This is a genomic window from Streptomyces himastatinicus ATCC 53653, from assembly GCF_000158915.1.
GTDB lineage: Bacteria > Actinomycetota > Actinomycetes > Streptomycetales > Streptomycetaceae > Streptomyces > Streptomyces himastatinicus.
Genome location: NZ_GG657754.1, coordinates 6,568,164 through 6,588,776, shown reverse-complemented (window position 1 = coordinate 6,588,776; position 20,613 = coordinate 6,568,164). Strand labels below are relative to the sequence as shown.

The following is a 20,613-nucleotide window of genomic DNA, read 5'->3' as shown; positions in this document are numbered from 1 at the left end:
TCCGCCCCGGACCCCGCTCCTCAATCGCCGGCGGGGCTGGACTTCCTACGCTCGGCGGAAGCTCAGGGTTTCGCCCAGGGCGCCCGCGCGCCAGAGGTCTTGGCAGGCGTCGGCCATGCGGTCGAGGCCGTCGACGACCGAGCCCCAGACGATGCCCGGGACCCAGCCCGCGTCACCGTTGATGAGCAGGTTGTTCCGCTCGTAGAACAGGGCGAGGTCGATCACCTGGCGCTTGCCCTGGTGCTTGGCCTGGGTCTCATAGCCGTAGGACTTCGTGCCGAGCTGGGTGTCGGAGAAGGTGAAGTAGCACAGGTCCCCGGGGATGGGGGTGATCGTGGGGTTCTCCAGTGGGGGCTCCTCGGGAGCGAAGGGTGCCAGCAGCGCGTAGATCTCGTTCCGCGCGTACTTGGCGTGGTACACGTCGCCCCCCAGCGGCAGCGCGTTCCACACCGCCTCGCAGGTGATCGGCGCGCGGTCATCGAGGAGTTTCGCGGTACAGGTCACTCCGCGCTTGTCGAGCGAGACCTCGATGAACCGGTCGGCTCGGTCAACCATCGACATTCCTCCAGGTCGCTTCGGAACCAGTCCTTCACCAGTCCTACCCCAGGGGGCATACCCAGCATCGTCTGTATCAAGGGCTGGAAACGACCTGCATATATTTCGTGGGTTCGGGTAGCCGCGCGCCCATGGCTCCACCACGTGGGAAAGACATCGATAGCAGAGCAAAAGGGGCATCCCGTCGATCGCTTCTGGTCGGCGGGGCGGCCCTTGGCCTGCTGGGCGCGGTCGGCTGTAGCCGGGTGTCCAGCACAGACGCCAAGGACGGGGGCAATCTGCTGGAGCGCCTGAGGGCGCAGGGGACGGTCCGACTGGGAATTGCGGGGGAGATCCCATTCGGCTATATCGACAAGAATGGCGACTTCACCGGTGAGGCGCCGGAGATCGCGAAGGTCATCTTCAAGCGGCTGGGGGTGGACAAGGTCCAGCCGGTGCCGACCGAGTTCGGCTCCCTGATTCCGGGGCTCCGTTCGCAGCAGTTCGACGTGGTCTCCGCGGGGATGTACATCAATCCCGAACGCTGCGCCCAGGTGATCTTTTCCGACCCGGACTACCGCATGCGGGACGCTTTCATCGTCCGCAAGGGCAATCCGAAGAACCTGCACAATTACGACGACATCGTCAAGCAGAAGGCCAAAATGGCCACCGGCACCGCTTATGCCGAGATCGACTACGCCAAGAACGCCGGGGTCAAGGAGAGCGACATGCTGATCCTCCCGGACCAGCTGGCCGGTCTGCTGGCGGTGGAGCAGGGCCGGGCCGATGTGTTCGCGGGCACGACCGTGACCGTGCACAACGTGGTCAAGCAGCGGAACAGCAAGCGGGCCGAGGCGACCGAACCGTTCCAGGCCATGCTCGACGGCAAACCGGACATCGGGGCGGGCGGCTTCGCGTTCCGCCCGGAGGAGACCAAGCTCCGGGATGCCTTCAACGTCGAACTGCACAAGATGAAGAAGAGCGGTGAGCTGCTGCGCATCGTGCGGCCCTTCGGGTTCACCGAGGGCGAGATGACCGATCTGACCGCCGAGGAGCTGTGCAAATGACGGCCGGGCTGTGGGAACACTGGCTTCTTCCGGGCGTCTGGATCACGGTCCAGCTGACCCTGTTCAGCGCGGCCTTCGCCCTCGCCGTCGCGTTCGGCATCGGCATGACGCGCACGTCGAGGCTGCGGTTCGTCCGCTTCCTCACCGGCGCGTACGTGGAGATCTTCCGCGGTACGTCGGCCCTGGTGCTGATGTTCTGGCTCGCGTTCGTGATGCCGCTGGCCTTCGGCTGGCAGCTCTTCCCGATGTGGGCGGCGGTGCTGGCCATCGGGCTGAACTACGGGGCGTACGGCTCCGAGATCGTCCGCGGCGCGATCGCCTCCGTGGCACCGGCACAGGGTGAGGCGGCCATCGCGCTCAGCTTCACCCCGGCGCAGCGGATGCGGCGGGTGATCCTGCCGCAGGCGATCCCCGAGATGATCCCGCCGTTCAACAACCTGCTGATCGAGATCCTGAAGGCGACGGCGCTGGTCTCGGCCGTCAACGTCGCCGACATCACCTTCGCCGCCCAGCTGTCCCGGCTGGCGACGGGTGAGAGCGCGCAGATCTACTCGATCATCCTGGTCCTGTACTTCGTGCTGGCGTTCATCCTGACCCGGCTGATGCGGCTGCTGGAGCGGCGCGCCAAGGCCAACATCGGCCAGGCTCCGCCCAAGGGTTCGCTGGTCACGCGCAAGCTGATCGGCAAGCAGGAGACCGAGCAGTCGCGCAACATCGTCGTCGGAGGAGGTGCCCAGTGAAGTGGGACTGGGACGTGGCCAGGGACTTCCTCCCGCAGCTGGGCCACGGGCTGCTGATCACGCTGGAGGCCACCGCCCTCGGCTCGATCCTGGCGTTCGCGCTGGGGCTGGTGTGGGCGATGGCGTTCCGTTCGCCGAGCCGCTTCGTGAAGTGGCCGGTGGCGGCGGTGACGGAGTTCATCCGCAACACCCCGCTGCTGGTGCAGCTGTTCTTCTTCTTCTATGTGCTGCCCACCTGGGACATCAAGTTCTCGGCGCTGACCACCGGTGTGATCGCGCTCGGGCTGCACTACTCGACGTACACCGCCGAGGTCTACCGGGCCGGTATCGACGGTGTGCCGGTGGGCCAGTGGGAGGCGGCCACCGCGCTCAGCCTCTCCCGGGGCCGCACCTGGCAGGCGGTGATCCTTCCCCAGGCGATCCGCCGCGTGGTGCCCGCGCTCGGCAACTACGTCATCGCGATGCTGAAGGACTCGCCGATGCTCGCGCTGATCGGCGTCGTCGACATGCTTCAGAAGGCGCGGGGCGAGGCCTCGTCGTCCTTCCACTACATCGAGCCGTTCACGATGGTCGGCATCGCCTTCATCCTCATCGCCTATCCGGCATCTCTTCTCATGCGAGCCCTGGAGCGTCGTCTTGGCCACTGAAACCGACCACACGAATCCTGCCGTGGACGGCAGTGAACTGATCCGCTTCGACAAGGTGACCAAGCGCTTCGGCAGCAATATCGTCCTGGACGACCTCGACTTCTCGGTGTCCTCGGGCAAGCACGTCACCCTCATCGGCCCGTCCGGCTCCGGCAAGACCACGATCCTGCGGCTGCTGATGACGCTGCTCAAGCCCGACGAGGGCACGATCAAGGTCGACGGGGACTACCTCACCCACGAGGACAAGGGCGGCAAGCTGGTCCCGGCCGGCGAGAAGCACACCCGTGAGGTGCGCAAGAAGATCGGCATGGTCTTCCAGCAGTTCAACCTCTTCCCCAATATGCGGGTGCTGCGGAACATCACCGAGGCCCCGGTGCACGTCCTGGGCCTGGGCAAGGACGAGGCCGAGGAGCGGGCGCGGGAGCTGCTCGACCTCGTCGGTCTGGGCGACAAGTGCGACATGTACCCGACGCAGCTGTCCGGCGGGCAGCAGCAGCGGGTGGCGATCGCCCGGGCGCTGGCGATGCGGCCGCAGGTGATGCTGCTGGACGAGGTGACGTCGGCGCTCGACCCGGAGCTGGTGGCCGGGGTGCTGGACGTCCTGCGGGACATCGCCCACACGACGGACATCACCATGCTGTGCGTGACGCACGAGATGAACTTCGCGCGGGACATCTCCGACGACGTGCTGATGTTCGACGCCGGTCGGGTCATCGAGTCCGGCCCGCCGGAGAAGATCTTCTCGGAGCCGGAGCACGAGCGGACCCGGGAGTTCCTGAGCGCCGTGCTCTGACGGTGCCCCTCAGGCGAGAGGGGGCGATGTGGGCGGCTTGACGGTGGCACATGCCATCGCTCAACTTCCGCTCCATATCGCCCCCTTGGCGGCTATCGTGGTACGAAGCCACCACCTGCGAGAGGGGACGCCGTGGTGCTGGGGCCCGAGCCGATCGCACCGCTCCGCTCGGTGCGGCACGCCCTGCGCATCCTGGAGGTCGTCGCCCGGCACTCCAGCGGGGTGAGCCACTCCGGGATAGCCCGCGAGACCCGGCTGCCGAGCGACCGGCTCGTCGAGCTGCTGCGGATGCTGCGCCGCGAGGGATACGTGGAGCAGATCGCCGACGGGGCGTACATCGGCGGCGCGTCCCTCACCCTGCTGGACACCGGGGTGCCGGGGCGCGGGCGGGCCGTCGAGGACAAGCTCCAGAAGTCGCTCGGCGCACTCCGCGACTCCGTGGGCGCGGCGGTCTACTTCAGCCGCTATGTGGACGGCGAAGTCAAGATCACGCAGTATGCGGACAGCCCGCATACGCCCAAGGTCAACGAGTGGGTGGACTTCCGCGCCGCCGCCCATGCGATGGCCGTCGGAAAGTGCCTGCTCACCCAGCTCGACCACGACGGCCGCCGGGACCATCTCTCCCGCCACAAGACGGTGCGGCTCACCTCGCGGACGACGACCAGCGAAAAGGTCCTCTTCCGCAAGCTGGACAGCCAGCCGCCCACCGTGCCCGTGCTCGACCTCCAGGAGTACGCCGTGGGCACAGTCTGCGCGGCCGTCCCCGTCACGGCGGGACACACGGTCGGCTGCCTGGCCCTGTCCCTCCCTCTGGAGCGCGCGCACCGGCTGCGGCAGGCCGCCTACCTGCTCAATCGCGAGGCGGCGCCGATGCTGCTCTCGCTGACCATCTGACCTTGATCGCTGACCTTGATCGCCGATGTTGGTCAAAAGCACCCTCCCGGACCAGGTAGTATTTACGTCGTCAGCAGGCGCCGCTAGCTCAGTTGGTTAGAGCAGCTGACTCTTAATCAGCGGGTCCGGGGTTCGAGTCCCTGGCGGCGCACCACTGATCAGGTAGCTGACCTGGGCGTTCTCGGTTTTCCCGAGGACGCCCAGTCTTGTTTCGAGGCACCCGCCGAGTGCATTGGCACCCCGTTCCGGACTGCCCTCCGGCGTCGTCGATCAACCATGCACCGACGTCCCCACAGTGCACGGGCCCAGGGTCCTGCGGGCACTACCCATGACACGATGCGTTGCTGGGCGGCGCCCGCCCGAGCAACGCATCGCCTCGACCGCAGGGAGACGCAGCGTGGGTCACGACAGGCTTGCCACGAAGGACGAGGACCTGGCGTCCCTCATCGCAGACCTCGACACGATGGAGCGCTACCTCAAAAAGAAGATCACCCACCTCAACGAGCTCGTCGACGGCGTCGACGGGGGCTGGAAGAGCCCCGCCGCCTCCGCCTACAAGGGACTCCAGCAGAGCGTCAACGAGGACGCGGCCCGCATCAGGGAGATGCTCATCCTCATCGAGGAAGCGATGAAGCTCAGCCGAAGCGGCTTCACCGCACAAGAGCTGGACATCATGCACCGATTTCAGCAACTACAGAAGACAGCCGAGGGCCGGCGCGAAATTTTCGCCATGGCCGACGACAACCCGCCCTCGACCCCGACAGATGCACCTCGCAGCAAGCTGGATGACTTCTGAATCCACGTCAGCATGAGGTGCTCCGACCTGTCGGATCCTCAGGCTAAATTGGATGATCGACGTCGCAGTCGGCATGAACACAACTCTCACGGGGGGCAGGGTGCCGGAAGAGGAGTCCATATCGGTCACGTTCAGCAAAATGTACGAGCTTGCTGGTGACCTCGAGAGCATCCTCAAGGACTTGAACCAAAAGCTGGAGCAGCTGTACGCCCGGACTGAGAAGGTCGTGCTCACCTGGGAGGGCGAAGCCCGCGACATGTTCGTCGACTCTCTCGACTCGTGGGACAAGTCCATGCAGGACATGGAAGCTGCCCAACGCTGGCTCCACGACGTGGTCGTTACCGGACACGTCAACTACGCGGCCGCACACAGGGCCGTACTGCGCGGCTGGGGTGGCCGCTGATGGGAAGCGGCGCGTCCAACGGCCTGCCCAGCAAGGCCGAACGGAAGAAGGAACGCGAGGCGCTCAGAACAGCACCGGCAGGCGGCGGGGGCGGCTTCGACATCACGCCCTCGCACGTCTACTACGCGTCGTACCTCATCCGGGACGATCAGTTCACCTACAACGACGGAGCCAAGAACCTCGTCGACAAGCTCAGCGGTCACGAGCAGTTGGCCGGCCGCGGGAGCGGGCCCGATGCCTTCGCCGCTTCGTACGCGAAGGTGGCCAAACGCTTCCTGGACGTGTGGGGCAAGAGCGTGGTGAGCGTCGGTGGCGCGGCCGTTGGCCTGACCGCGACGGCCAACAACTATGTGGCCGCGGACTGGACCAACAACAAGAAGCAGTACGGCCCGCCGCCGCGCAAGGATCCACCGGCCGTCATCAACAAGGCGCCCGACTACGGAGCGGTAGCCGACCTCAGATGGCGCGGCACCAACGCCGATTCAAACAGTGCCATCGTCCGCGGCATCGGCAACATACCCGACTTCCTCGCCGACTGCGTCGAGGAAGTCATCGACAAGGGGCTTCGTCTCGGAAAGATGTACGAAGTCACTCCCGGCGCGCACTCCTTCGAGGGGGAACTAAAAGACATAGCGGGCTACTGGAAAGACGTCGGGAAAGCAGCACTCAAGGCCGGAGACAACTTCTCCGGGCACATCGGCACCATCACGAACGAAAAGAATAACGAGTGGCAGGACGCGATGAACACGTTCTGTCAAAGCATATGGGGGACAACCGCATGGGGAGGCACACGGAACGGGCAAGGGTACGACTGGAAGACCAACAAGGGAGTTGCCCCCAAGGACCGGCAACCCATACTCAAGGTCCTCAGCGACACCGCGGAGGCGATGTCAAAGGCGTGCCACGATCTGGTGGACGCTGCCGCAGCGCTGACAAAGGTCTCCGAAGCCGCCGCCGTCCACGCGGGCAAGGAGATGGTGAAGGACATGCTCAAGGACTGGACCACGCCGTCCTGGGACGACTTCCTCAAGCTCACGCCTGTCACTGCCGCCATCAACGTCACCACGAAGGCGGTCACTTCTTTTCGCTCACATATGGATTACGCCGGCGTCAACCAAGCAGTCGACACATACAACGAAACCGTCGACAACATCGCCAAGAGGCTCGACGGACTGATGGACGCGCTTGACGAGGCCTATCTCAGCGCCCCCACTTACCAGGCCGAGGAGGCCCGAGCCGAGGGGTTCGGCGCCCGGTCCCTGGACGACTTCAAGCACCGTCATCCATGGACGAACGCGGAGGACACGAAGAAGGGTGTCTACCGTATCGACCTGGCGAGCCATGAATGGATGGACAACGCGCACTCGGTCGACAAGCACATCGGAAAGACCGATGCCCAGCTTGCTCAGCGGCTACGAGACCAAGGCGCCCCTCCCACCGGTTCGTGGCCGCACGGCAGGCCGTCGATCGGCGGTGCCTCCACCTTCGAGAACATGCAGAAAGCGCAAAAATTCACGCAGTACAACATTGATGAGAACTCAAGCGATATCAAGAAATGGCTGGACGGACCGCCACCTCCTACGAACAACGACCCGCCAGAAGCATTCGAATGCACAGCCCCCAACGGCGAGAACAGTGGCCGGAGCGTCACGAAGCAGCCGAACCCCGAAAACAACTCTGGCTTCAAGAACGACGGAGTCAATGCACGGGCCATTCCCGTCAAGGGGGTCAGGACCATCCTCAAGTATGATGACAGACTGGACCCCCCGTTCGTCGTACTAACCTCCATGCCCACCGCCTGACTCATCGATGAGGAACCCGGATGTCCCCTCTGGAACGTGACTCCTGGAATTCCGCGGCGCTGCGCCTGTTTGATGACAAGTATTCGCTCGTCATCACCGGCCCGAGGAAGCACCCCGACTGGCATCAGGACGTCATCGCCGTCCTGCAACGCGAAGTCGAGGACCCGCGCGGATGGATATCGCTGGACTGGGAAATCGAGCATGACCAAACCGAGCACGGACCTGCCTTTCCCTTCCGGTCAATCACCACGGACTATCTTGCCGAACACCTCCACGAAATCACCGTGACATCGGCCTCCCACCTGCTCGTGACGATGACGGACGACTGGTTCAGCGTGAAGAACATCCCGGACTTCCCGGACCGGCGGGGAGAGCTTTTGGCGGATTCGCGCACCCTTCTTTCCAGGTATGGCGCCACACCCGCGTGCTACACCACTTCCATCAGTGCTCGCACGACGCGTGACCCGGATTTCTTCACGAAGACCTCGGCGGGCGTCGAATTCACCGACTTCATAATGGACCTCGGGCTCGTCGTCGTCTCCGAGACCGAGGTCGGTGTCTTCTGGTCCTTCAACGCGTACTGAGAGGAGGCGTGGTCATGCGGACGCGAACCGCCACGTATCCCGACAGGGAAACCGCCCAGTGGTGCACCCAGCAGGTGGTGACACTCAATGAGCAGATTATCCACCGCTGGCTTGCGCAGGGCACCCGGCAGCGGCTGACCGTCGAGGCTGCGTGGCCCTCCCGAGATGAACCCGTCGGCCGAGTGCTGCTGCAAGCCATGATGCTCGCCAATCGCGACCCGGTGGACGTGCACGCTGCCCGCGTCGTCCTCAAACGCGACCCCGCCAGCCCTCACGGCTTCACTGTGCACGCCACCTTTCCCATCTATCTGTAGAGGCCGTCCCCCGCATGCCGCTGAAGCCCATCGAGCACGACCGCCGATACGGCGAATTGGACCAGGTCATGCGTGCCTACCTCGGTGAGCCCGCTGACGACACTGCTGAGAAACGCAGCCGGGCTCTCAACGCCTACCTCCGCCACACCTGGCAGACACGCCCCTGGGCCATCGCAGTGGCCGAACATCAGCTGCGCGAATACGCCCGTAACCCACCGGGCCGCCTACGCGTCCGTCTCGGCGAGTACTACACCGTCCCCGATGTGGGCCTCACCGACGCCGATGTTCAGGGCTGGCTCGTCTGCCTCGCCGACCACCTCAAACACAGCATCGACAACGGCGAGGTCCCCCCGCCCACCGTCCTCCCCATCACACATTGGGAGTGGCACGCGCACTACCCCGAACTCGCCCAACTACTCGGCAGCTGGTACTCCCAAGACATGCCCGACGAGTTCGACGACCACGACGCGGCGCTCCAGGACTACCGCGCCACCACTCATCCCGGCCTCGTCGCGCGACTCTGCGGTGAGCTCCATGAACTCCTCGCCCTCCCTATCGACGAGAGCGATTACGCCATCGCGCTCGCCGAGCTGGGCATGGAAGTGGATCCGCCGGCCCCCTACTCCCCCAGTGGCTGGCTCGCCCTCATCGCCGACCGCCTCACCACGGAGTACCCCGACTACGGCCCTCCCTCCACGACTGGAGGGTGAGCTCCCGCCGTGCACGACAGCGGCCGGGAACGGCTCAGCTTATGCGGCCGCCCCTTACCTCCAGCGTGCTCAGCAGCTCCCCCGTGGCGGCGGCGATCGTCTCGACCGCCTTGTCAAAGGCCGCGGCGTTGTGCGGAGCGGGCTGGCGGAAGCCGCTGATCTTGCGTACGTACTGGAGCGCGGCGGCGCGCATGTCCTCCTCGGTGACCGATTCGGCATACGGCGGGCGGAGCGTCTTGATGGATCTGCACATACCCACGACGGTACGCCGCGGGTCCGACAACGCGGCTCAGAGGCGGCAGCTGATCTCCATGCCGTCCTCGATGGGGAACGTCACGCATCGGTAGCCGTTCGCGGGGTCGCGTACGTAGTCGAGGTACGGCTTCAGCAGCCCTTCGCCCTGGTCGACGTCGTCGGCCACGACGAGGGCGCCGGGCCGCAGGAGCGGTTCGAGCTGCCGCAGCACCGGCAGGCACAGGTCCTTCCAGCCGTCGAGCAGGACCAGCTCCAGGGGGCCTTCGAGGTCGGCGAGAGTTTCCCGGGCGTCCCCTTCGAGCACGGTGATCAGGTCGTCCAGACCGGTCTCGGCGAAGGTGCGGCGGGCCTCGGCGATCTTCTCCTTGCTCATCTCGGTGGTGACCACGCGCCCGGTGCCGTTGTCCCGCACGGCGGCGGCCAGATAGAGCGTGGAGATCCCGAAGGACATGCCGAACTCGACCACGGTGGCCGGGCGGATGGCGCGGACCAGGTTGTAGAGCAGCTTCCCGCCCTCGGCGGATATCGGCATGTAGATCCCGGCCGCGATGTCGGCCAGTTCCTGGTGGGGCGTGGACTCGGGAGTCAGTCCGCCGAGGCGCGCGGCCGTGGCCTCGTCCTGCTCGGCGAGCGCGAACATCCGGCTGAGGGCGGTCTCGACCCGGGGATCGGCAAGCGTGTTGGTGTGTGTCATGACGGTTAGAGTAGACGCGACGTTGAGTCTTGTCTAGCAATGGATATGCTGTCCGGGGAGGCGAGATGGCACGCGCGACAACACACACCACCGGGGCCGGCGGCACCGGCCCGACGACGGCACCGCGCCACCACGGCAATCGGCACGGGCGCAGCGAACAGGCCCGGCTGGCGGTGCTGCACGCGGCCGACGACCTGCTCGTGGAGAAGGGCTTCGCGGGCGTCACGATGGAGGGCATCGCCACCCGGGCAGGGGTCGCCAAGCAGACCATCTACCGCTGGTGGAGCACCAAGACCGCCGTCCTCATGGACGCCTTCCTCCAGGACGCGGCCAAGGACCTCACCCAGCAGGACTCCGGTGACCTCGCCGTCGATCTGCGCGGCTATCTGCGCCAACTGGCCTGGTTCCTCAGCGCGTCCGATTCCGGTGCCGTCTTCCGGGCCCTGATCGCCCAGGCCCAGCACGATCCGGAGTTCGCCCGGGACTTCCGCGCCCGCTACCTCGACGAGCAGCGCCGCCGCGACCGCCTCCCGCTGGAGCGGGCCGTGGAGCGGGGGCAGTTGCCGTCCGGGCTGGATCTGGCGGCCGAGATCGACCAGCTCATGGGCCCCGTCTATTACCGGGTGCTGGTGACCGACGAGCCCGTCGGCGAGGAGTTCACCGACCGGCTCGTGGATGCCTTCCTACGGCGCCACGGGCAGAGCTAGACCGCCGCGCCGCCGTCCAGCATGAAGGTGCGCATCAACGCGGCCAGCCGGTGGGGCTGGTCCACCGGGATCAGGGTGTAGCTGTCGGGGATCTCCACATGGCGGCCCTGGGGCAGCAGGGCCGCGAGCCGGAGGCCGTGTTCCGGGGGCATCACGCGGTCCTCGGACGCCCACGCCACCAGCGCGGGCCGGTCGAAGGCGCGCAGCCGCTCGGCCCAGCGCAGCAGTTCCGCGGCGGGCGGCACGCCGAGCACGTACTTCCGCAGGTCTCGGCGGATCTCCGGGGAGGTCCACAGCGGCCGGAACCAGGCGTCCATCAGCTCCGGCGGCACCGGGCGTTTGGTCATCCAGCCCCAGGTCATCGGCAGCCGTCGCAGGGGGCGCAGCTTGAGCAGGGCGAACGCGGTGCGCAGACCGCCCGGGAGGCGGGCGGAGGTATGGAGGTTCTTGCCCGGCAGGCCCGGCGGGAAGTTCTCGAACGCCTCGCACGAGGTGATGACGAGCCGTCCGATCCGCTCGTCGCGGCCGTCGGCGACGAGGGCCTGGGCGCCGCCCCAGTCGTTCATCGCGAGGGTGACGTCCCTGAGATCCAGCCGCTCCAGGAACTCGGCGACCAGCCGGGCCACGCCGAGGACGGACAGATCGGCGTCGGGGCGCATGGGGCGGCGGTGGCCGCCCAGCGGCAGGGTGGGGACGATGCAGCGGACGCCGGGACGGAGCCCGGCGACGACCTCGCGCCACAGCGAGCCGTCCATGGCGACCCCGTGCAGCAGGACCGCGACCGGTCCCTCACCCCCGGTGTCCTCGTACTCGATGGTGCCTGCGGAGAGTTCCACCTCGTCACGATGCGCCATATGCCCGAAGGTACCCGACCCGTCACCCCAGCCGAAGACCGGCAAAGGTCACAGCTGGGACGGAGTCGGTGCGGACGGCGACGGCGGCGTGGTAGCCGGGCGGGGCGGGCAGGTCGGCGAGGGCCCAGCCGGGCGGGGTGGACACATCGTCGGGGACCGGGGCGCCGAGCTCCTCCGCGAGGCCCACGTAATGGGTGCGGAGCCCGCCCGGCAACCCGGTCCCGATGCCCTTCAGATACGCCTCCTTGCGCACCCAGCAGCTCATGAACGCCCGCTCCCGCAGCTCCTCGTCCGGCAGCGCGGCGATCGCCGCGCGCTCGCCGGGGTGCAGCTGGCCGATCAGACCGTCGAGCCGGGCGCCGGTGCGCCGGGGGCTGCGCTCCTCGATGTCGGCGCCGACGGGCGCGCCGCCCGACACCGCGCACAGCGCGGCGTCCCCGGCGTGGGAGAGGGAGAACGCCAGGGTGCCGTCACCGGCGACGGCGGGGCGGCCGTGGGGCTTGTCGCAGTCCGGCATGCCGCAGGTCTCGCGGGTGAACTCGATGTCCGCCGGGTCCGTCCCCAGATAGCCGCCGAGCACGGTCCGCAGCCCCACATGCGAGGTGGTGTAGCGCTCGCGCGCCGTCTCGTGCCGCATCCCCGCGGCGCGCTCGCGCTCGCCCGCGTCCAGCGTCCGGTCCGCGACCGCGGCGGCAGCGGCGGCGTACGGCGGGATGTGCAGCAGCCATACGGCGACCTCGCCGGGGCCGGGGCGGTCCTCCGGGCGGGGCGGGGCGGCGAGCGGGCCCCAGGGGGCGGCGGTGGGGGCGGAGTCGTCGGCCGGGCGTATGAGCGGCACTGTTCCGTTACCTCCGTTGGAGTTCATCCGTGTCCGCCGTCCGGCGTCCGTCCACCGAGGACGGTACCCGCCCGCCGCACCGGCAACGCCCGTGCCGCGACGCGACGTTGCCGTACGGGAACGCCCGGTGACTTCGGACACGTTCGGTTCCCGGCCGACCCGGCCCCCGGGTGACACCACTACGATCGCGCACGACCGGGCACGATCTGTGATGGGGGTTTGCGACATGGCGACGGGATTCCTGACGAAGGCGGCCTCCGCGGCGACGCTCCCGGTGGCTCCGCTCTACGGCGCCTTCCTCTCGTACTTCATCTATCACCCGCCCCGGCGGCCGCATCACAAAAAGCCCGAAGACCTGGGCCTGACCAGCACCGATGTCCAGGTTCCGCTGAACGGGAAGCCGCGCGGGCTGCATGTGTGGCTCTGTGAGGGCGATACGGAACGGGTGGTGGTGCTCGGCCACGGGCTGGGCCTGAGCAAGTCGGCGAGCCTGGCGCAGGCGGCGATGCTGAACCGGGCGGGCTACACGGTCGCCCTGTTCGACCACCGCAACCACGGCAAGAGCGTCTCGGACCCGGCGTGCTGGGGCATGAGCGACCGTCACACCGACGATGTGGTGGCGGTCATCAAGCATCTGCGCGCGAGGGACGAGTACGCGGCGGCGCGCTTCGCCGTCTTCGGCTTCTCCATCTCCGCCTTCCCCTCCTTCTACCTGCTGGGGCGGGCGGCGGACTGCCCGGTCGACGCGGTGATCTGCGACAGCGGCCCGGCACTCGAACTCTCCCCCCTGTTCCGCAACTTCGTGGCGGCCGACGGGCTGCCCATCCCCGGCCCGCTGCGCACCGGGCTCTCCCGGAAGGCCCTGGAGACGGTCGCCGCGTCGTCGGCCCTGGCGATGCTGCGGGTGCAGTGGCCGCCGGCGGCGGAGGGGGCGTACGAGCGCACGCCGATGCTCTTCCTGGCCGGTGAGCGCGACACGATGATCCCGGCCGCGGGCGTGCACGCGCTGGGCGAGCGCTATCCGCTGGCCGAGGTGCACACGCTGCCGGACACCGACCATCTCCAGGGCATCAAGACCCAGCCGGATGTGTACGCGGACACAGTGCTGGGCTTCCTGGAGCGGACGCTCAAGGACTAGACGCACCGGAACATCGGCAGGCCCCTCCCCCGCTGACGGGGTGGGGCCTGCCGATGAGTGAGAAAAGCGTCAGTCCTTGATCTCGCAGATGACGGCACCGGAGCTGACGGACGCGCCGACGTCCGCGTTCAGGCCCTTCACGATCCCCGCGCGGTGGGCGTTGAGGGGCTGTTCCATCTTCATGGCCTCGAGGACGACGACGAGGTCGCCTTCGGCCACGGTGTCGCCCTCGGCGACGGCGACCTTGACGATGGTGCCCTGCATCGGGGAGGCCAGGGCGTCGCCGGAGGCGGCGGAGCCGCCCTTCTTGACCGCCTTGCGCTTGGGCTTCTTCGACCCACCGGCCGCCGGGGCGGAGGCCACGCCGAGGGAGGCGGGCAGGGAGACCTCCAGCCGCTTCCCGCCGACCTCGACCACCACGATCTCGCGCCCGACGGCCTCGTCCTCGTCGGTGGCGGCCGGGGCCGCGGCGAAGGGGGCGATGGTGTTGGTGAACTCGGTCTCGATCCAGCGGGTGTGGACCGCGAACGGGTCACTGGTGAAGGCGGGGTCTGCGACCACGGCCCGGTGGAAGGGGATCGCGGTGGCCATGCCCTCGACCTGGAACTCCGCCAGGGCGCGCGCGGCACGCTGGAGCGCCTGTGCGCGGGTCGCGCCGGTGACGATCAGCTTGGCCAGCAGCGAGTCCCACGCCGGGCCGATCACCGACCCCGACTCCACGCCCGCGTCCAGCCGCACCCCCGGACCGGACGGCGGGTCGAACACGGTCACCGTCCCCGGAGCCGGAAGGAAGTTGCGGCCCGGGTCCTCGCCGTTGATGCGGAACTCGAACGAGTGGCCCCGCAGCGGCGGATCGTCGTAGCCGATGGCCTCACCGTCCGCGATACGGAACATCTCCCGCACCAGGTCGATGCCCGAGACCTCCTCCGTCACCGGGTGCTCCACCTGGAGACGGGTGTTGACCTCCAGGAACGAGATCGTGCCGTCCATCCCCACCAGGAACTCCACCGTCCCCGCGCCGACGTATCCGGCCTCCTTGAGGATGGCCTTCGAGGCGCGGTACAGCTGGGCGTTCTGCTCCAGGCTCAGGAACGGCGCCGGGGCCTCTTCCACAAGCTTCTGGTGGCGTCGCTGGAGGGAGCAGTCGCGGGTGGAGACGACGACCACGTTGCCGTGGGTGTCGGCCAGGCACTGGGTCTCCACGTGGCGGGGCTTGTCGAGGTAGCGCTCGACGAAGCATTCGCCGCGGCCGAAGGCGGCCACCGCCTCGCGGACGGCCGAGTCGTACAGCTCGGGCACTTCCTCCATCGTGCGCGCGACCTTCAGCCCCCGCCCGCCACCGCCGAAGGCGGCCTTGATCGCGATCGGCAGGCCGTGCTGCTCGGCGAAGGCCACGACCTCGTCGGCACCGGAGACGGGGTCGGGGGTGCCCGCGACGAGGGGGGCTCCGGCGCGCTGGGCGATATGGCGGGCTGCGACCTTGTCGCCGAGGTCGCGGATGGCCTGCGGGGGCGGGCCGATCCAGGTCAGCCCGGCGTCCAGGACCGCCTGGGCGAACTCGGCGTTCTCCGACAGGAAGCCGTAGCCGGGGTGGACGGCGTCCGCGCCGGACTCGGCGGCCGCGGCCAGCACCTTGGCCTGGTCCAGATAGCTGGCGGCCGGGGTGTCACCGCCCAGCGCATAGGCCTCGTCCGCCGCGCGCACATGAACGGCGTCCCGGTCCGGATCGGCGTAGACGGCTACGCTCGCGATCCCGGCATCCCGGCAGGCACGGGCAACACGGACAGCGATCTCGCCACGATTGGCGATGAGCACCTTCTGCATGCTCTCTCTTCCCTCTTAAGAAGTTGCCGTCCGGCAGGGACGGTCACGTTGCTATCCCAGGGCCCGCTTGAGGAAATCCAGTACCACGCTCGCGTAGCCATCAGGATCGCTTTGCAGCCCGAGCAGGTGCTCGGCTCCCGGGAGGACGTGCGTCTCGGCCTGGGCATAGCGCTCGGCCAGCGCGTCCACCGAGGAGGGCGGCACGATCGCATCGTGCTCGCCCGACATGAACAGGAGTGGGATCTTGGCGAACTTGCCGGTCGTGGGCGGTGGCCATTGGGCGCGCAGCATGGCGGGCCCCAGGGCGCACAACGTGCGGGTCACCACGGAACGGGACGGTTCGCCGCTCAGCACGGGCGGCATCGGCAGCGCCTCCGCCTCCAGGTACTTGCGCAGCAGCGGCGGGACGTCGTGCCCCGGTCCGCTGTCGCACACCAGCGCGTCGAACTCGAAACCGTCGTGGGTCAGCGCCCACATGGCCGAGAAGCAGGAGAAGGAGAAGCCGTAGACGGCGATGCGCGCCGTGCCGTACCCCTGCTTGTCGCGCAGCCAGGACACCACCTTGGTGACATCGCCCGCGAACCGGTCGCCGAGCCCGAACAGCGCCCGGTCGTCACTGCTGGCCCCCGTGGTTGCGGTGGTCGAACAGACAGACCGTGTACCCGGCGTCGTGCAGGAACTTGGCGTGGCCGAGGCTGTGGTCCTTGCCCGCGCCCATGCTGTGGCCGAGCACCACGACCTTCTCCGTGGAGCCGGGGCAGAGCCAGGCGTGCACCCGCTTGCGGCGGGCGAACGGGATCTCCAGGTCGGTGCAGGGCAGCCCGTGGTCCCGGGGGTGTTCCCGCTGGGTCCGGTCGCGCGGATGGAAGGCGAGATACGCCAGCGACGCCCCGTACAGCGGGGCTATCGGCAGCGCCGCGACCGAGAGGGCGCGGGACCCCCGCGAGGGTGGCCGCACCGGCGTCCGGGGTGGCTCGGGCATCGGCGTCCTCCAGGAGGGGGTGGAGTGTCCGTCGGCGGTCAGGGCGGTCTCGTCTCGGTCGGTGCCGTGCGGTGGGGCAGAGGGGCGGGTACGTAAGGATGACGGCTACGCGGGGGTAGGGGCGGTCATCCGCACCCCCCGGCGTGGCCCTGGTCGCCGGACCGGGCGGCCACGAAGTCCGCGTCGGCCGGTGGCTCAGGATCAAGGGGAACAGGGGTCGGCGCGGCGCGGGAGCGGACCGCCCCGGCGAACGCCGGGAGCCGGTCCACGCCCCAGTACTTGTCGTAGCCGAGGGTGAAGAACGGCACGCCGAACGCCCCGTCCCGGCTGAGGTCCAGCAGCGCCCCGAGCCCGCGCCCGGCACGCAGTTCCGGGTCGTCGGCGGCGCGGGCCATCCGGTCCGCCGTCTCGTCGGTGAGGCCCAGCCCTGTGGCGAGGTCCGCGATGACCTCGCGGTCGCAGACGTCCCGGCCCTCCTGCCAGCGGGCCCGGTAGACCCGCTCGATGTACCCGGGGCCGCGGCCCGCGTCCAGTGCGTGAAAATACGCCAGATGCGGTACCTCCCACACCGGGTCCCGGTCCACCGGCCAGGTGACGGCGAGCCCGCGATCAGTGGTCAGGCGGCGCACGTCCTGAAGGATATAGAGATGTTTGTCGCGTGACATCGCCGTGTACGGAAAAGACCGCCGGTGCTCGGCCATGCGGCGCTCGCAGTCCGCGTCCGGCTCCCACCAGGGGTGCCATTCCACCACCTGTGCGACATCCGGAAAGCGGTCCATAAGATCACGGTAGGCGATCCAGCTGTACGGGCTGCGGAAATTGAAATAGAAGCGCGGCACCCTACTGCGCCTGGCCGTCATGTCCGTCCCCCTTCACCGGGACCGTTCGGATCGCTCCGACCGCCACCCGCTCGCTCACTCGCTCAAATCACGATGCCACCGTCGACCTGGAACACCGCTCCGGTCACGTACTCCGCCCCGACCAGGTACGCGACCATGTCGGCGACCTCCTCCGGGCGGCCGAAGCGGCGCAGCGGGATGCTCTGCTCCGCTTCCTTGCGGACACTCTCGGACAGCGCCGCCGTCATATCCGTCTCCACGAAGCCCGGCGCGACCACATTGGCCCGGATGCCGTACCGTCCGACCTCCTTGGCGAGCGATTTGGTGAAGCCGATGATCCCGGCCTTGGAGGCCGCGTAATTCGACTGTGCCGCATGGCCGTGCACACCCGCTACCGAGGAGATGTTGATGATGCATCCGGACTTGCGTTTCATCATGCCGAATACCACCGAACGGCATATGTGGTACGTGCCGTCCAGGTTGACTTCCATGACGCCCCGCCACTCCTCGTCCTTCATCAACAGCAGCGGATTGTCCCGCGCGATGCCCGCGGACACCACCGCGACGTCGATGGGGCCGAGCCGGTTCTCGGTGAACGCCACGAGGTCGCGCACCGCGTCCGCGTCCCGTACGTCCGTCTGCCGGCCGACCACCCGCCCGCCGTCGAGCCCGGCCGCCTCCGCCTCCAGGGCGCGGGCCGCGTCGGGGCTGGACTGATGGCAGAACGCCACGTCGAAGCCGTCCCGGGCCAGCCGCAGCACGGTCGCGCGGCCGATGCCGCGCGAGCCGCCGGAGACGAGGGCCACCTTGGTGTGCACGTCGGACATGGTGTTACGTCACCTCTCCTGCCGGGTCCTTCAGTTCGGCCGCCGGACGCATCGTCATCACCAGCCGCCCGACGGAGAGCACGGTCGCGTCCCCGACCAGGCTCTCGCCCTCGAACATGTACGTCTCCCCGACCTGCCGGGCCAGCCGGACGTGGTGTTCCACCACGTCGCCGGGGAGGACCGGGCGGTGGTATTCGGCGTCGGTGACCCCGCCGAGCAGCATCGCCATGCCCTCCAGCACATCCGGATTGGGCTCCTCCCAGGCCACCAGCACCCCCGCCACATGGCACCAGGATTCGAGGAGCACCGTCCAGGGGTAGTGGTACGCCTCCGCGGGCGCGTCGTCGGGTACGGCCTCGTACCAGGGCTCGTTGCAGGTGACGGCCTTGAGCCCGGAGGCGCGTTCGCCCGGGACCAGCTCGGTGACCCGGTCGACCAGCAGCATGGGGTAGCGGTGCGGCAGCACCCGCTTGATCTGGTCCACGGTGATCATCCGGTGGCCTCCCGTCCGGCAGGGGCCGTGAAGCGCAGCCGGACGCGGGCGGCGAGCCCGCGCTCGGTGGTGGCCTCGGCCCGGCAGCGCCAGCCGCCCGTGGCGTCGTCCCGTGACCAGGTGAACTCGCAGCTCAGGGTGGAGCCGGGGAAGACCGGGCCGAGGAAGCGGGCGGATTCGACCGCCGCCAGGGCACTCCCCGGCTCGGGCAGTGTGGCGAGGGCGCCGCGCTGGACGTACTCGACGACACACACCCCGGGGAAGATCGGGAAGCCGGGGAAGTGACCGGCGAACACCTTCTCCGTGCCGCCGACCACGGCCACGCACCGGGCGGGCCGCTCCCCCGGGACGCCGGGGTCGGTCACCTCCACGGTGCCGTCGACCGGTCCGCACGCGGTCGCCGTCACCTCACTTCTCCCGTTTCGACGCGAGCAGGTCGTGCACCTTCCGGAGGGTGGTGATGCTCTTCATCTCCTTCTCCTCCAGCTTCACCGCGTACTTCTTCTCCAGCTCGACCATGACCTCCAGGGCCATGAGCGAGTCGACGCCGAGATCCTTGACGAAGTCGGCCTCGTCGGTCACCTCCTCCTCTTCTACATCGAGGACTTCCGCGACGAAGGTGCGCAGTTCGTCGAGGTCCAGCGCGGCGGTGGCGTCGGCCATGGGGGTTCCTTCCGGTCTCGGGCTCAGGGGGCTTGCGGGCTGGTGGGGGCGGTGAGCGCGGCGGGTGATTCGACCGGGACGGTCGCCGCGTCCGCCGCGATCCGGCGGATCATTCCGGTCAGCTGGCGTCCCGGGCCCAGCTCCACGAACCGGGCGCAGCCCAGCTCGTCCGCGAGGGTCCGGACGCTCTCCTCCCAGCGCACCGGGCTGGTGAGCTGGGCGAGTTCGCGGTCCCGCCACCGCTCGCCGCCGTGGTGGGGCGTCGCGTCCACATTGGCGACGACGGGGGTGTGCGCGGGGGCGAACTCCACGGCGGCCAGGGCTGTGCGCAGCTCGTCCGCGGCGGCGGCCATCAGCGGGCTGTGGAACGCGCCGCCGACAGCGAGCCGGAGAACCTTGCCCCCGCTGTCCGCGGCCAGTACGGCGAGCCGGTCGACGCCCTCGGCGGTGCCGGAGACGACGAGGTTGCCGGGGGCGTTGATGTTGGCGACCCAGACCTGTGGCCCCTCCGCCCGTACCCGGCCGGTCAGTTCGTCCACGGTTCCGGCGTCGAGCCTGACGACGGCGGCCATCGTGCCGGGGGTGCGCTCGGCGCTGCGGCGCATGGCACGGCCGCGGGCGGCGACCAGCCGCGCCGCGTCGGCGAGCGGCAGCGCCCCGGCCGCGTACAGGGCGGTGTACTCGCCGAGGCTGTGCCCGGCGTACGCGGCCACCTCGCCCGCCGGCCCGGCGGCGGCCGCCTCGCGGTGGACGATGACCTGGTACGCGAAGACGGCGAGCTGGGCCAGATCGGTGCGGCGCAGCGTGTCGTCGTCGGCCGTCAGCAGCAGCTCCCCGACGTCCACTCCGGTGTGCTCGGAGATCTCGGCCGCCAGCGGCCAGGACGCGGTGTCCCGCCACGCCCGGCCCATGCCCGCCTTCTGGGCGCCCTGTCCGGGGAAGACCAGCGCCGTGCGCACCCCGCTCCTCGTGCTCATCGGCGCCTCACCGGATCCGCAGCAGCGCCGCGCCGACCACGCCGTCCCGGTCGACCGTGGTGACCAGGGCGGGGCTGCCGGGGGCGATCCCGCCGCGCTCGGCGAGCGCGAGGACGGCCGCGATCTGGAAGGCCGCGGCGGCGGCGCAGGTGTCGCCCATCGCGTCGGCCGTCGCCACCCGCGGCGGCTGGTGGCCGCCGAGGGCGTCGGCGAGAGCGGCGCGTTCGGCCTCGCCCTC

The 20,613-nt window shown here is 68.8% G+C and carries 27 protein-coding genes, 1 tRNA gene and 1 pseudogene; 14 read left to right on the top strand and 15 right to left on the bottom strand.

From position 1 onward, the window contains the following. Nucleotides 1-45 precede the first annotated feature (45 nt). Nucleotides 46-555, bottom strand: coding sequence for a DUF3830 family protein (locus tag SSOG_RS28135; RefSeq protein ID WP_009717651.1), 510 nt, complete (start codon nucleotides 553-555; stop codon nucleotides 46-48). Nucleotides 556-686: 131 nt separating this feature from the next. On the opposite strand from SSOG_RS28135, the gene ehuB reads away from it, so the two are divergent. From ehuB to SSOG_RS28075, 12 genes are all read left to right on the top strand, one after another. Beyond that, a complete protein-coding gene (ehuB, locus tag SSOG_RS28130; RefSeq protein WP_009717650.1) occupies nucleotides 687-1,601 on the top strand; it encodes an ectoine/hydroxyectoine ABC transporter substrate-binding protein EhuB in 915 nt (304 codons plus the stop codon). Further along, nucleotides 1,598-2,341, top strand: coding sequence for an ectoine/hydroxyectoine ABC transporter permease subunit EhuC (gene ehuC / locus SSOG_RS28125; protein WP_009717649.1), 744 nt, complete (start codon nucleotides 1,598-1,600; stop codon nucleotides 2,339-2,341). The genes ehuB and ehuC overlap by 4 nt, the downstream gene beginning before the upstream one ends. After that, the gene (gene ehuD, locus SSOG_RS28120) at nucleotides 2,338-2,988 is read left to right on the top strand and encodes an ectoine/hydroxyectoine ABC transporter permease subunit EhuD (protein WP_009717648.1); all 651 of its coding nucleotides are present in this window, start codon (nucleotides 2,338-2,340) and stop codon (nucleotides 2,986-2,988) included. The genes ehuC and ehuD overlap by 4 nt, the downstream gene beginning before the upstream one ends. Before the next feature lie 22 nt (nucleotides 2,989-3,010). Next, the gene (gene ehuA / locus SSOG_RS28115; protein WP_009717647.1) at nucleotides 3,011-3,781 is read left to right on the top strand and encodes an ectoine/hydroxyectoine ABC transporter ATP-binding protein EhuA; all 771 of its coding nucleotides are present in this window, start codon (nucleotides 3,011-3,013) and stop codon (nucleotides 3,779-3,781) included. A 132-nt stretch (nucleotides 3,782-3,913) separates the two neighbouring features. Next, a complete protein-coding gene (locus SSOG_RS28110; protein ID WP_009717646.1) occupies nucleotides 3,914-4,675 on the top strand; it encodes an IclR family transcriptional regulator domain-containing protein in 762 nt (253 codons plus the stop codon). A 77-nt stretch (nucleotides 4,676-4,752) separates the two neighbouring features. Beyond that, nucleotides 4,753-4,829 (top strand) — tRNA-Lys (locus SSOG_RS28105). A gap of 243 nt (nucleotides 4,830-5,072) precedes the next feature. Next, nucleotides 5,073-5,471: a WXG100 family type VII secretion target gene (locus tag SSOG_RS28100; RefSeq protein ID WP_039938887.1), complete on the top strand. Its 399-nt coding sequence runs from the start codon at nucleotides 5,073-5,075 to the stop codon at nucleotides 5,469-5,471. 52 nt (nucleotides 5,472-5,523) lie between these two features. After that, the gene (locus SSOG_RS28095) at nucleotides 5,524-5,874 is read left to right on the top strand and encodes a WXG100 family type VII secretion target (RefSeq protein ID WP_009717644.1); all 351 of its coding nucleotides are present in this window, start codon (nucleotides 5,524-5,526) and stop codon (nucleotides 5,872-5,874) included. Beyond that, nucleotides 5,874-7,676, top strand: a complete 1,803-nt coding sequence (locus tag SSOG_RS28090; RefSeq protein WP_039938885.1) for an RNase A-like domain-containing protein — start codon at nucleotides 5,874-5,876, stop codon at nucleotides 7,674-7,676. Before SSOG_RS28095 ends, SSOG_RS28090 begins: the two co-directional genes overlap by 1 nt. A gap of 20 nt (nucleotides 7,677-7,696) precedes the next feature. Continuing rightward, complete coding sequence (locus SSOG_RS28085; RefSeq protein WP_009717642.1) at nucleotides 7,697-8,260, top strand: hypothetical protein; 564 nt, start codon at nucleotides 7,697-7,699, stop codon at nucleotides 8,258-8,260. Nucleotides 8,261-8,274: 14 nt separating this feature from the next. After that, nucleotides 8,275-8,574 carry an RNase A-like domain-containing protein gene (locus tag SSOG_RS28080; RefSeq protein WP_009717641.1) on the top strand — a complete coding sequence of 100 codons (300 nt, stop codon included), beginning with the start codon at nucleotides 8,275-8,277 and terminating at the stop codon, nucleotides 8,572-8,574. A gap of 14 nt (nucleotides 8,575-8,588) precedes the next feature. Then, nucleotides 8,589-9,284, top strand: a complete 696-nt coding sequence (locus SSOG_RS28075) for a contact-dependent growth inhibition system immunity protein (RefSeq protein ID WP_009717640.1) — start codon at nucleotides 8,589-8,591, stop codon at nucleotides 9,282-9,284. 34 nt (nucleotides 9,285-9,318) lie between these two features. Here SSOG_RS28075 and SSOG_RS28070 read toward each other — a convergent pair whose 3' ends face one another. Further along, nucleotides 9,319-9,537, bottom strand: a complete 219-nt coding sequence (locus SSOG_RS28070; protein WP_039941841.1) for a DUF2277 domain-containing protein — start codon at nucleotides 9,535-9,537, stop codon at nucleotides 9,319-9,321. Nucleotides 9,538-9,573: 36 nt separating this feature from the next. Next, nucleotides 9,574-10,233 (bottom strand): O-methyltransferase, encoded by a 660-nt coding sequence (locus SSOG_RS28065; protein ID WP_009717638.1) that lies wholly within the window; start codon nucleotides 10,231-10,233, stop codon nucleotides 9,574-9,576. 65 nt (nucleotides 10,234-10,298) lie between these two features. Between SSOG_RS28065 and SSOG_RS28060 the strand changes: the two genes are divergently transcribed. Next, the gene (locus tag SSOG_RS28060; protein ID WP_009717637.1) at nucleotides 10,299-10,940 is read left to right on the top strand and encodes a TetR/AcrR family transcriptional regulator; all 642 of its coding nucleotides are present in this window, start codon (nucleotides 10,299-10,301) and stop codon (nucleotides 10,938-10,940) included. On the opposite strand, the gene SSOG_RS28055 is transcribed toward SSOG_RS28060, so the two are convergent. Then, complete coding sequence (locus tag SSOG_RS28055) at nucleotides 10,937-11,794, bottom strand: alpha/beta fold hydrolase (protein ID WP_009717636.1); 858 nt, start codon at nucleotides 11,792-11,794, stop codon at nucleotides 10,937-10,939. The genes SSOG_RS28060 and SSOG_RS28055 overlap by 4 nt on opposite strands. A gap of 22 nt (nucleotides 11,795-11,816) precedes the next feature. Beyond that, complete coding sequence (locus tag SSOG_RS28050) at nucleotides 11,817-12,632, bottom strand: 4'-phosphopantetheinyl transferase family protein (RefSeq protein WP_245606397.1); 816 nt, start codon at nucleotides 12,630-12,632, stop codon at nucleotides 11,817-11,819. Nucleotides 12,633-12,858: 226 nt separating this feature from the next. Here SSOG_RS28050 and SSOG_RS28045 point away from each other — a divergent pair, with 226 nt between their 5' ends. After that, nucleotides 12,859-13,770, top strand: a complete 912-nt coding sequence (locus SSOG_RS28045; protein WP_039938881.1) for an alpha/beta hydrolase — start codon at nucleotides 12,859-12,861, stop codon at nucleotides 13,768-13,770. A 69-nt stretch (nucleotides 13,771-13,839) separates the two neighbouring features. On the opposite strand, the gene SSOG_RS28040 is transcribed toward SSOG_RS28045, so the two are convergent. The 10 genes and pseudogenes from SSOG_RS28040 to SSOG_RS28000 all read right to left on the bottom strand — a co-directional run. Then, on the bottom strand, nucleotides 13,840-15,594 hold the full coding sequence (locus SSOG_RS28040) for an acetyl/propionyl/methylcrotonyl-CoA carboxylase subunit alpha (RefSeq protein ID WP_009717633.1): 1,755 nt from the start codon (nucleotides 15,592-15,594) through the stop codon (nucleotides 13,840-13,842). Between the two features lie 51 nt (nucleotides 15,595-15,645). Further along, on the bottom strand, nucleotides 15,646-16,152 hold the full coding sequence (locus SSOG_RS56410; RefSeq protein WP_245606396.1) for an alpha/beta hydrolase family protein: 507 nt from the start codon (nucleotides 16,150-16,152) through the stop codon (nucleotides 15,646-15,648). A gap of 55 nt (nucleotides 16,153-16,207) precedes the next feature. Further along, on the bottom strand, nucleotides 16,208-16,576 hold the full coding sequence (locus SSOG_RS56405) for an alpha/beta hydrolase family protein (RefSeq protein ID WP_009717631.1): 369 nt from the start codon (nucleotides 16,574-16,576) through the stop codon (nucleotides 16,208-16,210). A 125-nt stretch (nucleotides 16,577-16,701) separates the two neighbouring features. Then, nucleotides 16,702-17,436 carry a 2-hydroxychromene-2-carboxylate isomerase gene (locus tag SSOG_RS28030; RefSeq protein ID WP_009717630.1) on the bottom strand — a complete coding sequence of 245 codons (735 nt, stop codon included), beginning with the start codon at nucleotides 17,434-17,436 and terminating at the stop codon, nucleotides 16,702-16,704. 62 nt (nucleotides 17,437-17,498) lie between these two features. Then, the gene (gene fabG, locus SSOG_RS28025; RefSeq protein WP_009717629.1) at nucleotides 17,499-18,242 is read right to left on the bottom strand and encodes a 3-oxoacyl-ACP reductase FabG; all 744 of its coding nucleotides are present in this window, start codon (nucleotides 18,240-18,242) and stop codon (nucleotides 17,499-17,501) included. A gap of 4 nt (nucleotides 18,243-18,246) precedes the next feature. After that, nucleotides 18,247-18,735, bottom strand: a complete 489-nt coding sequence (locus SSOG_RS28020; protein WP_009717628.1) for a 3-hydroxyacyl-ACP dehydratase FabZ family protein — start codon at nucleotides 18,733-18,735, stop codon at nucleotides 18,247-18,249. Next, nucleotides 18,732-19,142 (bottom strand): 3-hydroxyacyl-ACP dehydratase FabZ family protein, encoded by a 411-nt coding sequence (locus tag SSOG_RS28015; RefSeq protein ID WP_009717627.1) that lies wholly within the window; start codon nucleotides 19,140-19,142, stop codon nucleotides 18,732-18,734. Before SSOG_RS28015 ends, SSOG_RS28020 begins: the two co-directional genes overlap by 4 nt. Before the next feature lies 1 nt (nucleotide 19,143). Beyond that, complete coding sequence (locus SSOG_RS28010; protein WP_009717626.1) at nucleotides 19,144-19,398, bottom strand: acyl carrier protein; 255 nt, start codon at nucleotides 19,396-19,398, stop codon at nucleotides 19,144-19,146. 23 nt (nucleotides 19,399-19,421) lie between these two features. Continuing rightward, nucleotides 19,422-20,375 (bottom strand): ACP S-malonyltransferase, encoded by a 954-nt coding sequence (locus tag SSOG_RS28005; protein ID WP_039938879.1) that lies wholly within the window; start codon nucleotides 20,373-20,375, stop codon nucleotides 19,422-19,424. Nucleotides 20,376-20,382: 7 nt separating this feature from the next. Beyond that, nucleotides 20,383-20,613: pseudogene (locus tag SSOG_RS28000) on the bottom strand (beta-ketoacyl synthase N-terminal-like domain-containing protein); the annotation flags it as partial.